We start from the raw sequence: 13,972 nt of genomic DNA, 5'->3' as shown, positions 1-13,972 counted from the left end.
ATCGGACCTCGTCGCCCGCCGCCCCGCATTGGCTGCGAGGGGTACTGAGTCGGTTACAGATGTATCCCAACGCCGCCTATGCTGTGGGGTGTTCAATCGGTGCTCTTAACACCGCTACCTGCGATGTCGCGGCTCCGGATCACGAAGGGGCAGGTCAGGATGGGGCGTGGGCCTTCGGGGGCCTCCGAGTTCAGTCAGCCCGAGGACGACCAACCGACCAACCCGCTGCGGCGTTATGGCGAGAAGGTCAGGCGCGTCCGCCTCGGACGCAACCTCACACAACGTCACCTCGCCACGGCGACGGGATACTCGGTCGGGTATGTGAGCATGGTCGAGGGAGGCAAGCTCCTTCCCAGCCAGAAGTTCGCCCAGGGGTGCGACCTCGCGTTCGGCACCAACGGCCTCTTCGTGGACGAGTTGCGGAGCATCGACGAGGGGGACCATCCCTCGTGGTTTCTGCCGTACCTCGATCTGGAGGGGAAGGCATCCCGGATTCTGAACTTCTCGGCGACGCTGGTGACCGGCCTCCTCCAGACGGAGAACTATGCCCGCGCCGTCTACTCGGCGGCGCTCCACCGGGACGAGGAGGCGTTCATTGACGGGAAGACCGCCGCCCGGCTGAGTCGGCAGGCCATCTTCGAACGGCCGGCGCCTCCGGATCTCTGGGTCATCCTCCACGAGGCGTGTCTCCGTACCGTCGTCGGTGGAGCCGATGTCATGGTCGAACAGCTCGCGCGACTGGCGGCGGCCGCCTCCTCACCCAGGATCGACATCCAGGTGCTGCCCTTCTCGGCGGGCGCGGCAGCGCCCTATCTGATGCCCTACACCGTGCTCATGTTCGACAATAGGCCCAGCGTGTTGTACTCCGACGATCCCCGTGGAGGCAGGCTCTACGACTCGGCGCGGACCGTTGCCTGGGGGCGGGATAACTATGATCGCCTGCGGGCCAACGCCTTGCCCCTGGACGCATCGCTGGCCCTGATCACTTCGCTCTCTAAGGAGCCGCAGTCATGAACACTCTCGACCGTTTCGCCGCTGCCGAGTGGGTCAAGTCGTCGTACAGCCAGGGCACGGGAGGCGAGTGCGTGGAGTTTTCGCGGACCTTCGCGTCGGCCGGCGTTGTTCCGGTCCGGGACAGCAAGCAGTCCGACGTGCCGGCCCTCGACTTCCCGTTGGCCGGCTGGGCGTCGTTCGTCGCCGCCGTGCGGCGGGGGGAACTGCCCTCCTGACGGACACCCCCGCGCGGAAGCCCGGCCCCCACCCACACACAAGCCCCCACAACGCCGAACGCCCGCCGGCCTCCGGGCCGGCGGGCGTCCGCGTGTCACCGGGGGAGCGTCAACCCAGGGCGCAAGCGCCCTCGTTGAGGGTGAACGCCGTCGGCGCCGTGGCGTCGCCGCTGTGGCGGGCGACCACCCCGAGGGTCAGGCTCTCGCCGGCCCCGATGGTCGCGTTGTGCTCGTCGTTGCGGGCCACCACCGTGTCACCGGTGGCGGAGAAGACCCCGCCCCAGCCGGAGACGAACCGCTGGCCCTCGGCCAGGGTGAACGCCAACTCCCAGCCCTCGACCGGCTCCTCGCCGGTGTTGGTGAGGGTGATCTCCGCGTTGTAGCCGTTGTTCCAGGACTCGGTCGTCACGGCGACCTGGCAGGTGCTGGCCGGCGCGGTCTCCTCGAAGGTGATCCGGTGCAGGCCGCCCGGCAGGTCGTTGACGGCGTAGAACTCGCCCTCCACCGTGGTGCCGATCGCGGTGATCTGGGTGCTGTTCTGGCCCACGTTGCCGATCTCGGCGGTGTCGTAGCCACCGTTGCCGTCGGGCCGGATGCCGAAGACCCGCGAGGAGCAGTAGTCGACGGCCACATAGGTGCCGCCGGCCAGGTCGGCGAACTCCTGGCCCCGGTAGACCTGTCCGCCGATCACGGCGCAGTTGCCGCCGGTCAGCGGGTAGGTGAAGATCGGCTCGGTCAGCTCGGAATTCGGGTCGCACTGCGCGGGGTCGAACTCGTCGTCGCCCTCGCGGCAGGACCAGCCGAAGTTGGCGCCGCCCTCGCCGGCCGGCAGGTGGTTGACCTCCTCCATCACGCCCTGCCCGACGTCGCCGATCCACAGCGAGCCGTCGGCCGGGTCGAAGGAGAACTTCCACGGGTTGCGCAGCCCGAACGCCCAGATCTCCTCGCGCGCGCCCTCGACGCCGACGAACGGGTTGTCCTCCGGCACGCAGTAGTTGAGGTCACCGCAGGCCGAGTTGACGTCCACGCGGAGGATCTTGCCGAGCAGGGTGTCGACCCGCTGCCCGGTGTCGAACGGGTCGCCCGAGCCGCCGCCGTCGCCGATCGACAGGTAGAGGTAGCCGTCGGGGCCGAAGGCGAGCTGACCGCCGTTGTGGTTGTCGTACTCGGGGTGCTCCTGGCTGAGCAGCACCTCCAGGCTGTCGTCGTTCAGCCCGTAGCGGGCCAGCGTCACCGCGCCGTCCTCGGCGGCGGTGTACGCCAGGTACAGCTCCTGGCTGTCGGCGAAGTCCGGCGGCGCCGCGATGCCCAGCAGGCCGCGCTCGTTGGCGCTGAAGTCCACCTGGTCGCCGATGTCCAGCAGCGGGGTGGCCTCCAGGCCGGTGTCCGGGTGGTAGGCGCGGACGGTGCCCGGCTTCTCGGTGATGAACAGCCGGCCGCTGCCGTCGTCCGGCGCGACCAGCGCCGTCGGGCGGCGCAGCCCGGCGGCGACCTGGGTGGTGTCGGCGGTCAGGTTCTCCAGCGGAACGGCGGCGGCCTCGACGTCCCCGGCGGCGGCGCCGGCGGAGCGGGCGGCCTCGGCGGCCGGGGGCGCGCCGCCGTCGTCGGAGGCGGAGGCGGTGGCGGTGACGGCGATCGGGGTGAGCACGGTCAGGGAGACGGCGAGCAGCAGGGGCCCGGTCCATCGGCGTCGTGGCATTGCGGCTCCAACGGCATGAGGGGGGTGGACGCGGATGTCCGCCTCGGCCGGCTCGGCAACTCTGGGCGATGACGCTGAGCGATCAACCAAAGTCAGTACCTGGGGAGTCGTGACCGGCTCTGGCGAAGATCCGTGCAAGATCCGTACGGGGATGGCGACTTGCGCGACGCTATCCGCTCATCTACCGGGATGCCAGGGCGCGCAGGCGAGTTCCGGATAGTAAACGATGTCCAATGTGGGAGCGCGCCCACGGCCCGGGCGCCCGGGCCGGAACGGGCCCCACGGCGGGTGGTGCGACCGTTCACCCAAGGTGATCGCCGTCAATCGCGGTCAACCCTTTGACCGCCGGCCGGCAACCTGCCTAGGGTCGTGACCTGTTGGAAAGCGTTTGTCCGCGATGGTTCCTGAGGGAGTTGGGCCGGCGCCCGCCGACCCCTTCCCGGAGCCGAGTGAGGAACCCGCACATGCCCCTCCCCCAGCCCACGGCACCCTCGACGCCCCCGGCCCGCCCGGGCGGCTTCTCCGTCGGCATCGTCGGCGCCGGCCAGTTCGCCGGCGCGTTCAGCAAGCTGTTCCACCTCCACCCAGGCGTCGGCGCCGTCTACGCGACCGACCTGCTGCCGGAACGGGCCGAGGCCCTCGTCGCCGAGCAGGGCCTGGCCGGCACCGTGCCGTCGTTCGAGGCGATGCTCGCCGACGAACGGATCGACGCCGTCGCCCTGTTCACCCAGCGCTGGACCCACGGGCCGCTGGCCGTGGCCGCGCTGCGCGCCGGCAAGCACGTCTACTCGGCGGTGCCGATGGCCGTCTCCGAGGAGGAGATACGCGCCATCGTCGAGGCGGTCAGGGAGACCGGCCTGACCTACATGATGGGCGAGACCAGCCACTACAACCCGGCCACCGTCTACGCCAGGAACCGCGTCGCCGAGAACGCCTTCGGCCGCCTCTTCTACGCCGAGGGCGACTACGTCCACGACATGGACCTCGGCTTCTACGCCGCCTACCAGTACAGCGGCGGCGACAACTGGAAGGCCACCGCCAGCTATCCGCCGCTGCTCTACCCGACGCACTCCGTCGGCGGGGTGCTCGGCGCGTGGGGAACGCACGCGGTCAGCGTCTCCGCGCTCGGGGTCCGCGACGAGCGCGGCGACGGCGTCTTCGACCGCGAGGTCAGCCAGTTCGGCAACGACATCTCCAACGCCACCGCGCTCTTCGAGGTGGCCGGCGGGGGCTCGTTCCGCATCAACGAGTTCCGCCGGGTGGGCTACCCCTCGCACATCAGGGAGTCCAGGTTCCGCTTCTTCGGCACCGAGGGCAGCTTCGAGCAACTGGCCACGTTCAGCGTCTGGCAGGACAAGGAGGGCGTGACGGACATCAGCGAACTGCTGCGCCCCGCACCGTCGTTGGCCGCCGACGACCCGTCGCTCGCACATGTCGACCCGGCGCTGCGGGACGCGTTCGTCTCCGGCACCGCGCCGGTGCACGACCGCTCGCGGCTGCCGAAGGAGTTCGCGCACCAGCCGAACGGGCACGAGGGCAGCCACCACTTCCTGGTCGACGACTTCGTCACGGCCGTGAACGCGGGCACGCTGCCCACGGTCAACGCGTGGGTCGCGGCCCGGTACACCCTGCCGGGCGTCGTCGCCCACGCCTCGGCGCTGCGCGGCGGGGAACGGCTGCCCGTTCCCGACCTCGGGGACCCGCCGAGCGACAAGGGCTGAGCGGGAAGCGAGGGCGGCGGGCCGACGGTTGGCGCCTCGGGGGTCTTCCCGGGGCGGGGCCTTCCCCGGGCGGGGCCTTCCCCGGGCGGTGTCGACGCGGCAGGGTGATGCCCGTGAGCGACACCGCCCTCTACTTTCCCCATGTCAACCTGCCCGACGACGCCTGGGTGAAGGCGGCCGCGCTGCACTGGCCGCAGCTCGGCCGCATCCACCCCCGTGGCTACTACGGCCTGCGCGAGTCCGACACCGTGCGACGGCTGCGCGAGGAGGCCGACTTCATCGTGGACGTGCGCCCCGGCTGGGGCGCCGGACGCCGGGAACCCTGGGTGGACGAGGACGTGCTGCGCCGCGTCGATCCCGTCTACTTCGAGCACCGGCTGACGGGCACCGAGGACCAGGTCGACGCGCTGTTCTACGACTTCCTCGACCGGCACCGGGACGCACTGCTCCCCCGCTACGGGATCGAGGCGCTGGCCCCGGTGCGGCACCAGCCGGCACGGGGCGAGGTGTATGACGAACTCCAGCCGCTGGACCCCCGGTTGGCGAAGGTGCACCCGGCGAAGATGTCCTACCGGCTGGCCCGCCGACTCGCGGACGCCGGGCTGCTGTTCGCCCGGAGCTACCAGTGGCGCCGCGCCTCGGACAGCCGGGTGCTCGACGTGAGCGACCTGGCGATGCACCGGGACCTGGGCCGCGTCTATCTGGCGGTGCTCGCGGACGTGGTCGCCCGGGAGAACGCGATGACCCCGCTCACCGACCAGCCGTTGATGTGTGCCGTCACCTCGGGCTGGACGGTCGAGACCCTGGCGGACTTGCTCCTCGCCGACGGGGACGGGGATGACGACGGGGACGGGGCCGACGCCGGGCAGGTGTTCGCGCTGCTCGCGCTGCGGACCGTGCTGCCGAGGGACCTGGCCGAGGTGCCGGTGGACCGGATCATCGAGGCGCGGCGGAGGCTGCTGCCCGAACTGCTGGACTTCCGCGCGTTCCTCGACGAACTGGCCCCCGATCTCGTCGAGATCAGCGCACTGCCCGACCCGGAGGTGCGGGCCGCCAAGCTGCGGAACCGGGTGGAACGCGAGATCACGGGGCCGATCGAGCGGATGGAGAACGAGATCGGCCGGCTCGGCCTCCAGCCGGCGCGGGCCGTGTTGACGCTCCAGACGCTCGCGCCGCCGGCGGCCCTCGGGGTGCTGGCCGAGGTCGCGCGCGTGCCGTCCGTCCTCACCGGCGCCGGGGTGGCTGCCGGCTGCCTCGTCGGGGCGGCCAGCAGCGCGCTCGACCAGCGCAGGCAGGCCCTCGCCGGGCACCCCACGGGCTATCTGCTGAGCCTGCGCGGCGAACTCGGCCCCTCCGAGGTCGTCGCCCGGGTCCGTTCCGCCGTGCGCCGCGCGGCCCCCGGCCGCCGCCGGCGGCGGCGCTGAACGGGAGATTGGCGCGGAGCGCCCCATGCCTGGCGCGCAGCGCCAAGTGCCGGCCGCCGCAGGCTGGTTGGCTTGGTCCGGGGGCGAGGGGCGACCCCTCGGGTCGTGCGGGGAACCCCCAGGGACCGGTCACCACCGCGCGGCACACGCCGAACGGCGGACCGGCCCGGGGTTCGGTCGACGGCGACTGTCAGGGCCGTCGACCGGACCCCACCTGGCGGACTCTAGGGGTCTCTCTTGTGGGTGCGGGGTTTGTCTGCGGGCCGGTGGCCGGTGCGGGGCAGCCCGACTGGTCGCCGTCCCTCGACGAGGCTCGTTGGGTGGGGGTTGGGGTTCTGGCGCGGACCACGACGCCGGGCCTAGATGGCGCACGTTCGGCCGGGTGCGAGCGTAACGAATGCCGGCAGGAGGCTGGCTGGGAGGGGGGGCGCGGCTTCCGGGAGGTGGAGTTCGTTGCCGCCAGGGGTAGTCGGGAATGGCGGTGCGTGCCCTCCGGGCGCAGGGACTGCGGCTTGTTCGGGGGCCGGTTGGCGGCTGGGGGCGTGCGTAGCGCGCACCGGCTTCGCCGGCCTGCCCCGGCATGTCGCCCGTCTCGAACGTGACCGATCGTCGGGCGACTGAAAGGGACGGCCCTCGCCACTCCACTCCGCCGGCAGGACGGGGCGTTTGGTCAACGACCACGCTGCCGCGCGAACATAGTCTGCCGTCTTGGTAGTCAGCGCGCCGTCGACTCCCGAAGGCGGGCGCGCCGGGGGTGGGGGTCTCTTTCTGTAGGTGCCCGTCTGGAAGTGAACAGATCGTTCAACGACTCGGGGCGGGGCCGGAGAAGTCGGTGAGGTCCCGGAGTTCGTCCACGGTCGGCGGCCCGACGCGGGGCGCGAGGACGGACTCCCGCAGCCCGGTGTCGCGAAGCCGCTCCAGGACGGAAAGCACGCGTTGGACTGTCATGTCCAGGCAGAGTAGGGGCAGCGCGCCCCCCTGTCGAACCTCGCAGGTCCGCAAGGACACCCCCACCAGCAGGAGGTAGCACCATAGGCGTGTGCTCCGGGAGTGACGACGACCGGGCAAGAGCGGGCCGGGCCCCGGTCGTTGAACGATCCGTTCACTTCCAAACGGGCACCTAGAAAAAAGGTCCCCCACCCCCCGGCGCGCCCGCCCTCGGAAGTCGACGGCGCGCGGACTACCACGACGGCAGACTATGTTCGCGCGGCAGCGTGGTCGTTAACCGGACACCCCGCACACGGCCCGCTTCACACACAAGCCGCACCGTCCCTTTCAGTCGCCCGACGATCGGCCACGTCCGAGACGGGCGACATGCCGGGGCAGGCCGGCGAAGCCGGTGCGCGCTACGCACGCCCCCAGCCGCCGGCCGGCCCCCGAACAAGGCGCGGTCCCCGCGCCCGGAGGGCACGCACCGCCAGAGCTGACCCCCGTTCGGCAACGAACTCCACCTCCCGGAAGCCGCGCCCCCCCTCCCAGCCAGCCTCCTGCCGGCATTCGTTACGCCCGCACCCGGCCGATCGTGCGCCATCTAGGCCCGGCGTCGTGGCCCGCGCCAGAACCCCAACCACACCGCAGAGTCTCGTCAACCAACGAAACGACCAGTCGGGCTGCCCCGCACCGGCCACCGGCCCGCACCCGAAGGCCCGGGAGCGCCCGGGCACGCCCGGGGCCCCCAGGGCCCCGGCGCCCACCCCGCACCCACCCCACCCCGTTCACCCCTCCCAACCGAGCCCCGTTCCGGTGAAACACGGCGACGCCCCCCCCGCCGGCCGCTAACGTGGCGGCGGCGGCCGGGGAGCCGGCCGGGGAGAGGGGCGCGGCGCCATGGCACACACGCGAGGACGCGGCCAGCCGCTGGCCATTCTGCTGGCCGCCGTCCTCCTCGGCCTCGGGCTCTGGCTGGTGAGCACGGGCATCAACCTGATGGACGAGTTCGAGCCGAACTCCTGCGACCCGCGCGTCTCCGAGTGCATCGCGCTCGACGGCTCCACGCCCCAGGACGCGGTAGCCCGCCAGCGGGACGACCACGAGATGAACGCCCTCCTGCTGATGGCACTCGGCGGGCTGCTGCTCCTCTCCTCGCTCGTCATCCTCGGCGGGCTGGCCGTCGACGCCGCCCGCGCCGCGCGCCACCGCCGCCGACCCCGCCGCCGACCCGGCCGGCCGCCCTCCCGCCTGGGCTGAACGCCCGTGACCCCGACGGCACATGGGGGATGCCGCCGGGGTCACGGGGTCGGGGTGCGGGCGCGCGCCCTGGCTCTAGTCGGCCGTCGCCCCGAAGCCCTCCAGGATGCCGTTGTAGGCCGGCTTGGGCTGGTAGTTGTCGTCCCACGGCAGCGCCGCGCCCTGCCCGGGGAACGTACCGGGGACCCAGGAGTCCGCGTCGCCGAAGCCCCAGATGGTCACGCCGGTGCAGCCGTCCACCGCCACGCAGGCGCCGACCACGTCGGCGTACTGGGTGGCCTGCGCCTCCAGCTTCGCCTGGTCGGCCGGGAGGTCCATCCGCACGTCCAACTCCGTGACGACGACCTCAAGGCCGAGGTCGGCGAAGCGCTGGAGGTTGGACTGGATGTCCGAGGCCGAGTACTGGTCCAGGATGAGGTGCATCTGGAACCCGACGCAGTCGATCGGCACGCCCTGGTCGAGCAGGCCCGAGACCAGCTCGTACATGGCGTCGCTCTTGGCGTTGGTGTGCTCGGTGTTGTAGTCGTTGATGCACAGCTTGGCCGAGGGGTCGGCCGCCTCCGCGTAGCGGAACGCGTCGGCGATGTACTCCTCGCCCAGCGTGTTGAGGAAGACGGACTGCCGCAGCGAGCCGTCGTCGTTGAACACCTCGTTGACCACGTCCCAGTAGGCGATCTCGCCGGCGTACTCGCCGACGACAGTGCCAATGTGGTCCTGGACGATCGCGTCCAGCTCCTCCGCTCCGAAGCCGCCGTTGGACACCCAGCCCGGCAGCTGGCTGTGCCAGACCAGGGTGTGGCCCCAGACCTGCTGGCCGTTGGCGGCTGCGAACTCCATCAGCCGGTCGGCGCCCGCGAAGTTGTACTGGTCGCGGTTGGGCTGGATGGACTCCCACTTCATGACGTTCTCGGCGGTGACGCTGGAGAACTCCGTCGAGGCGATGTTGGTGTAGGTGGGGTCGTTGAGGCGGCCGTCCGCGATGGCGGTGCCCATGAAGCGGCCGGTCGCCGACGCGGCCTCTTGCAGCGTCGCGGCCTCGGTCCCGGCGTCGGGAACGGCCTCGGCCTCGGCGGCCGGAGCGGCGCCCGTGGTTTCCTGGGCCTGTGCGTTGACGAACGCCACCCCGGAGAGCAAGGCTCCGGCGGTAACGGCGATCGCGGCTCTGCGCACCAGGGGAGACATAGCGATGCCCCTTTCGTTGTCACGCCCCCGCAGGCTGACGGCTCCGTTTCTAAGGGGCACTTGGGGGAGCGTCAACCCTTCCGGAATAATGTTGAAAAACTTCCGGAGCACCAGAACCAACGAAGAGGTACCCCATGGCAGCGGAACGCAAAGTCACCATCACGGCCATCGCCCGGGAGGCCGGGGTCTCCGTGCCCACGGTATCGCGCGTGGTCAACGGGCGTTCCGACGTGGCCCCCGAGACCCGGGCCCGGGTCGAGGAGCTGCTGCGCCAGTACGGCTACCGGCGGCGCACCCACGCGCCCGGCGACCGGGCCGCTTTGGTCGACCTCGTCTTCAACGACCTCGACAGCCCCTGGGCCGTGGAGATCATCCGGGGCGTCGAGGAGGTCGCGCACGCCTCGGGCGTCGGGACCGTGGTCTCCGCGATCCACGACCGGGCCGGCGCGGCCCGGCAGTGGATGACCAACCTGCGGGCGCGGGCATCGGACGGCGTGATCATGGTGACCAGCGTGCTGGAGCCGCTGCTGCACAAGGAGTTGCACCGGCTGGGCGTGCCGATCGTGGTCGTGGACCCGGCCGGCGCCCCGCCGCTGGACGCGCCGACCGTCGGCGCCACCAACTGGGCCGGCGGGCTGGCCGCCACCGAGCACCTGCTGTCGCTGGGCCACCGGCGGATCGGCTTCATCGCCGGGCCGCCCCGACTGCTGTGCAGCCGCGCCCGGTTGGACGGCTACCGCGCGGCGCTTGAGGGCGCGGGGCTGCCGGTGGACGAGGAGCTGACGGTGCCGGGCGACTTCTACCACGAGTCCGGGTTCACCGGCTGCGAGCGGCTGATGGAGCTGGCGGACCCGCCGACGGCGCTCTTCGCCGCGAGCGACCAGATGGCGATGGGCGCGATGGAGGCGCTGCGGCGGCGCGGGCTGCGCGTTCCGCAGGAGGTGAGCGTCGTGGGTTTCGACGATCTTCCGGAAATGCGGTGGTCCGCGCCGCCGTTGACCACGGTCCGCCAGCCGCTGGCCGAGATGGGCAAGGTGGCGGCGCGCACGGTGCTGCGGCAGGCGCGGGGCGAGGAGATCGACACGCCGCGCCTGGAGTTGGCGACCGAGTTGGTGGTGCGGTCCTCCACCGCTCCCCCGCCCGCGCGCTGAGCGCGCCCGCCCGCTGAAGGCGCCGGCGCGCACGCACCCGCGCCCGGCGCGCACCCGCACCCGCCCGCGCGCTGAGCGCACCCGCACGCGCCCCCGCCCGCCGCGCAGGTCTCGTTCCGGCGGCGATTGACCGAATCCATCGGGGAAGTTTGTCCGCACCGTTGACGGAACGGCAGCACCCCCGTAACTTGCATCGCCATCCACCGATAATTATCGGCGATTTTCCGGAAGGTGTGCGATGCGAAGCCCCAACCTGAGACCACGACTTCGGGTCCTGGCGGTGTCGGCCGCCTGCACGGTCGCCGCGACCACGCTCGCGGCCTGCGGCAGCGACGGCCCCGGCGGCAGCTCGGACAGCCTGGAGGTCTGGGTCTACCAGGACGGCTCCACCACGATCCAGGAGGACTTCGTCGAGCGGTTCAACGAGACCTCCGACATCCAGGTCAACCTCACGCAGATACCCGGCGAGAACTACCAGGACCGGATGCGCACCGCGATGGGATCGCCCAACGCGCCGGACATCTTCTTCAACTGGGGCGGCGGCAGCATCGCCGACTTCGTCGAGGAGGACATGCTGATCGACCTCACCGACACCCTCGCCGACGACCCGGAGTTCGGCGACGCGTTCATCCCGTCGATCCTGGACGCCGGCGCCATCGACGGCCGCCACTACGGCGTGCCGATGCGCGGCGTGCAGCCGGTGATCCTCTTCTACAACCAGACGCTCTTCGACGAGGCCGGGGTCGAGCCGCCCGCCTCGCTCGACGACCTGTTCTCGCTGGTGGACACGTTCGTGGAGCGGGACATCACCCCGGCGGTGCTGGCCGGCGCCGACCCGTGGACCGAACTGATGTGGCTGGAGTACCTGTTGGACCGCCAGGGCGGCGCGGAGATCTTCGACCGGATCAGGAACGGCGACTCCGCCGCCTGGGGCGACCCCGCCGTCCTCGCTGCCGCGCAGAACGCCACCGACCTGGTGGAGGCCGGCGCCTTCGGCAACAACTTCCGCTCCGTCAGCTACACCACCGACGGCGCCTCGACGTTCTTCGCCCAGGGCGAGGCCGCGATGCACCTCATGGGCAGCTGGGAGTTCGCCAACCAGCTGTCCAACCAGCCGGAGTTCGCCGAGAGCGACCTGGCCTGGGCCACCTTCCCCGCCATCGAGGGCGGCACCGGCGACCCGGCCGCGCTGGTCGGCAACCCGACCAACTACTGGTCGGTCAACGCCAACGTCGAGGGCGACAAGCTGGACGCCGCCGTCGAGTTCCTCAAGCTGCACGCCTCCGAGGACTACGCGAGCGCGCTGATCGCCAACGGCGACATCCCCACCACGGCCGACGCCGAGAGCCTGCTGGACGAGGCGCCCACGCCCGAGTACGCCCGCTTCCAGTACGAGATGGTGCGGAACGCGCCCAGCTTCACCCTCTCCTGGGACCAGGCGCTGCCCGCCGACCAGTCGACGCCGATGATCGACAACATCGAGAAGCTGTTCAGCGGCCAGCTCAGCGCCGAGCAGTTCGTCGAAGCGATGCAGAACCTCTAGGACCACATCCGTGAAGCGCGAGACGATTCGCTCCCCGCGCGCCGGGCGCCCAGGCATCGCCTGGGCGCTTCCGGCCGTGCTCTTCTTCTTCCTGTTCGCCGCCGCCCCGATGGGGATCGTCGGCTATCTGTCCTTCACCGACTGGGACGGCCTGAGCGACCCGAGCTGGACCGGCCTGGACAACTGGTCCCGGCTCTGGAACGACGACGGGATGCGCAACGCCATCTGGCTGAGCCTGCTGCTGACCGCGCTGAGCTGGCTGACGCAGACGCCCGTCGTGCTGCTGCTCGGCGTCTGGGCGGCGGGCCGGCAGCGCAACCGGGCGGTGCTCTCGGCCATCTTCTTCCTGCCGCTGCTGGCCTCCTCGGTGGCGCTCGCCCTGCTGTGGCGCACCATCTTCGACCCCAACCTGGGCCTGGCCGCCGACTTCGCCGACTGGTTCGACCTGGACAACGCCGACCTGCTGGGCTCCAGCACCGGCGCGTTCGCGGCGATCCTCTTCGTCTCCGGCTGGCAGTTCGCCCCGTTCCACATGCTGATCTACCAGGGCGGCGCCCGGCAGATCCCGCAGTCGCTCTACGACGCCGCGTCCATCGACGGGGCCGGCACGGTGCGGCAGTTCTTCCATGTCACGCTGCCGCAGCTGCGGAACACCATCGTCACCTCCACGGTGCTGATGGTGGTGGGCGCGCTGACCTACTTCGACGTCGTGCTGATCCTCACGCGCGGCGGCCCGGGCGACGCCACCGCGATCGTTCCCTACCTGATGTACGAGACCGGCTTCCGCGCGTTCGACCTGGGCTACGCCAGCGCCGTGGCCGCCGCCCTGGTGATCGTCGCCACCGGCACCTCGCTGCTGCTGGTGCGGCTGACCGGGTTCAACAGGATGCGCAGCACCCGGGAGGGCATGTGAGCACCGAAACGGATCTCCGCCCCACGCCGGCGAAGGACGCCCCGCCCGCGCCACCCGCGCGCGGCCGGCGCCCGTTCCGGCTGCCGAGGGCCAACTACCCGGCCGGGATCGGGGCGTTCGTCTGGCTGGTCATCGTGATCGTGCCGCTGTACATCCTGGTGGCCTCGACGCTCCAGAGCCGCCAGGAGTACCTGGACAACGGGCCGCTGTCGCTACCCGACTCGATCTCGTTCGACAGCTACCGGCAGGTGCTGGAGGGCGACTTCCCGCGCTATCTGCTCAACACCCTGATCGTCACGGCCTCCTGCTCGGCGCTGGTGCTCACCCTGGCGGTGACCGTCAGCTACAGCATCGTGCGCACCAGGTCGCGGCTGAGCCAGCGGGCGTTCCAGCTCTTCCTGCTGGGCCTGGCGATCCCCTCCCAGGCGGTGATCATCCCGATCTACCTGATCATCACCGAACTGTCGCTCTACGACACGCTGTTGGCGATCATCCTGCCCACCGCCGCGTTCTCGCTGCCGGTGAGCGTGCTGATCCTGGTGGGCACCATGCGGGACATCTCCGAGGAGCTGTACGAGTCGATGGCGCTGGACGGCGCCAGGTCCGTGCGGGTCCTCTTCCAGCTGGTCATCCCGATGTCCCGGGCCGGCATCTCCACGGCGGGCGTCTTCTCGGCGCTCAGCGCGTGGAACGGCTTCCTCTTCCCGCTGATCCTCACCCAGTCCCGCGAGACCCGGGTGCTGACGCTCGGACTCTACGACTTCGTGGGCGAGTTCCGGGTGGACATCCCGGCGCTGCTGGCCGCCGTGGTGCTGTCCATCGTGCCGATCTTCACGGCCTACCTGTTCGCGCGCCGCCAGCTGATCAACGGACTGATGGGGGTGGGCGGCAAGTGAGCGCGACGCCGGGGGCACGCCCCGACC

The 13,972-nt window shown here is 71.2% G+C and carries 12 protein-coding genes; 9 read left to right on the top strand and 3 right to left on the bottom strand.

The genetic code is table 11. The features are described 5' to 3' along the window. Positions 1 to 123 precede the first annotated feature (123 nt). Entirely contained in the window at positions 124 to 1,014 is an 891-nt protein-coding gene (locus FH609_RS06245) for a helix-turn-helix domain-containing protein (RefSeq protein WP_226961440.1), read from the top strand. Continuing rightward, on the top strand, positions 1,011 to 1,229 hold the full coding sequence (locus tag FH609_RS06240; protein WP_139666161.1) for a DUF397 domain-containing protein: 219 nt from the start codon (positions 1,011 to 1,013) through the stop codon (positions 1,227 to 1,229). Before FH609_RS06245 ends, FH609_RS06240 begins: the two co-directional genes overlap by 4 nt. 109 nt (positions 1,230 to 1,338) lie before the next feature. Here the strand turns inward: FH609_RS06240 and FH609_RS06235 are convergent, their stop codons facing one another. Further along, positions 1,339 to 2,928 carry a PQQ-dependent sugar dehydrogenase gene (locus FH609_RS06235; RefSeq protein ID WP_139666160.1) on the bottom strand — a complete coding sequence of 530 codons (1,590 nt, stop codon included), beginning with the start codon at positions 2,926 to 2,928 and terminating at the stop codon, positions 1,339 to 1,341. A 464-nt stretch (positions 2,929 to 3,392) separates the two neighbouring features. On the opposite strand from FH609_RS06235, the gene FH609_RS06230 reads away from it, so the two are divergent. Both FH609_RS06230 and FH609_RS06225 read left to right on the top strand, forming a co-directional pair. After that, positions 3,393 to 4,649, top strand: coding sequence for a Gfo/Idh/MocA family protein (locus FH609_RS06230; RefSeq protein WP_139666159.1), 1,257 nt, complete (start codon positions 3,393 to 3,395; stop codon positions 4,647 to 4,649). Between the two features lie 113 nt (positions 4,650 to 4,762). Continuing rightward, positions 4,763 to 6,073, top strand: coding sequence for a DUF6236 family protein (locus FH609_RS06225; protein WP_139666158.1), 1,311 nt, complete (start codon positions 4,763 to 4,765; stop codon positions 6,071 to 6,073). A gap of 801 nt (positions 6,074 to 6,874) precedes the next feature. Here FH609_RS06225 and FH609_RS30935 read toward each other — a convergent pair. Then, positions 6,875 to 7,021: a hypothetical protein gene (locus tag FH609_RS30935; RefSeq protein WP_193317787.1), complete on the bottom strand. Its 147-nt coding sequence runs from the start codon at positions 7,019 to 7,021 to the stop codon at positions 6,875 to 6,877. A gap of 879 nt (positions 7,022 to 7,900) precedes the next feature. Between FH609_RS30935 and FH609_RS06220 the strand changes: the two genes are divergently transcribed. Beyond that, complete coding sequence (locus FH609_RS06220; protein ID WP_139666157.1) at positions 7,901 to 8,260, top strand: hypothetical protein; 360 nt, start codon at positions 7,901 to 7,903, stop codon at positions 8,258 to 8,260. Positions 8,261 to 8,335: 75 nt separating this feature from the next. On the opposite strand, the gene FH609_RS06215 is transcribed toward FH609_RS06220, so the two are convergent. Further along, complete coding sequence (locus tag FH609_RS06215; protein ID WP_139666156.1) at positions 8,336 to 9,442, bottom strand: endo-1,4-beta-xylanase; 1,107 nt, start codon at positions 9,440 to 9,442, stop codon at positions 8,336 to 8,338. Positions 9,443 to 9,576: 134 nt separating this feature from the next. Between FH609_RS06215 and FH609_RS06210 the strand changes: the two genes are divergently transcribed. The 4 genes from FH609_RS06210 (at position 9,577) to FH609_RS06195 (ending at position 13,945) form a co-directional block, all read left to right on the top strand. Further along, positions 9,577 to 10,593 carry a LacI family DNA-binding transcriptional regulator gene (locus FH609_RS06210; protein ID WP_139666155.1) on the top strand — a complete coding sequence of 339 codons (1,017 nt, stop codon included), beginning with the start codon at positions 9,577 to 9,579 and terminating at the stop codon, positions 10,591 to 10,593. Positions 10,594 to 10,831: 238 nt separating this feature from the next. Continuing rightward, complete coding sequence (locus FH609_RS06205) at positions 10,832 to 12,136, top strand: ABC transporter substrate-binding protein (protein ID WP_139666154.1); 1,305 nt, start codon at positions 10,832 to 10,834, stop codon at positions 12,134 to 12,136. 10 nt (positions 12,137 to 12,146) lie between these two features. Further along, positions 12,147 to 13,049 carry a carbohydrate ABC transporter permease gene (locus FH609_RS06200; protein WP_139666153.1) on the top strand — a complete coding sequence of 301 codons (903 nt, stop codon included), beginning with the start codon at positions 12,147 to 12,149 and terminating at the stop codon, positions 13,047 to 13,049. Next, a complete protein-coding gene (locus FH609_RS06195) occupies positions 13,046 to 13,945 on the top strand; it encodes a carbohydrate ABC transporter permease (RefSeq protein ID WP_139666152.1) in 900 nt (299 codons plus the stop codon). Before FH609_RS06200 ends, FH609_RS06195 begins: the two co-directional genes overlap by 4 nt. The last annotated feature ends 27 nt before the right edge of the window (positions 13,946 to 13,972 follow it).

It is taken from the genome of Streptomyces sp. 3MP-14 (genome assembly GCF_006334905.2).
Lineage (GTDB): Bacteria > Actinomycetota > Actinomycetes > Streptomycetales > Streptomycetaceae > Streptomyces > Streptomyces triticirhizae.
Note: the sequence above shows the minus strand (reverse complement) of the source record. Positions and strands in the feature narration are given on the sequence as shown.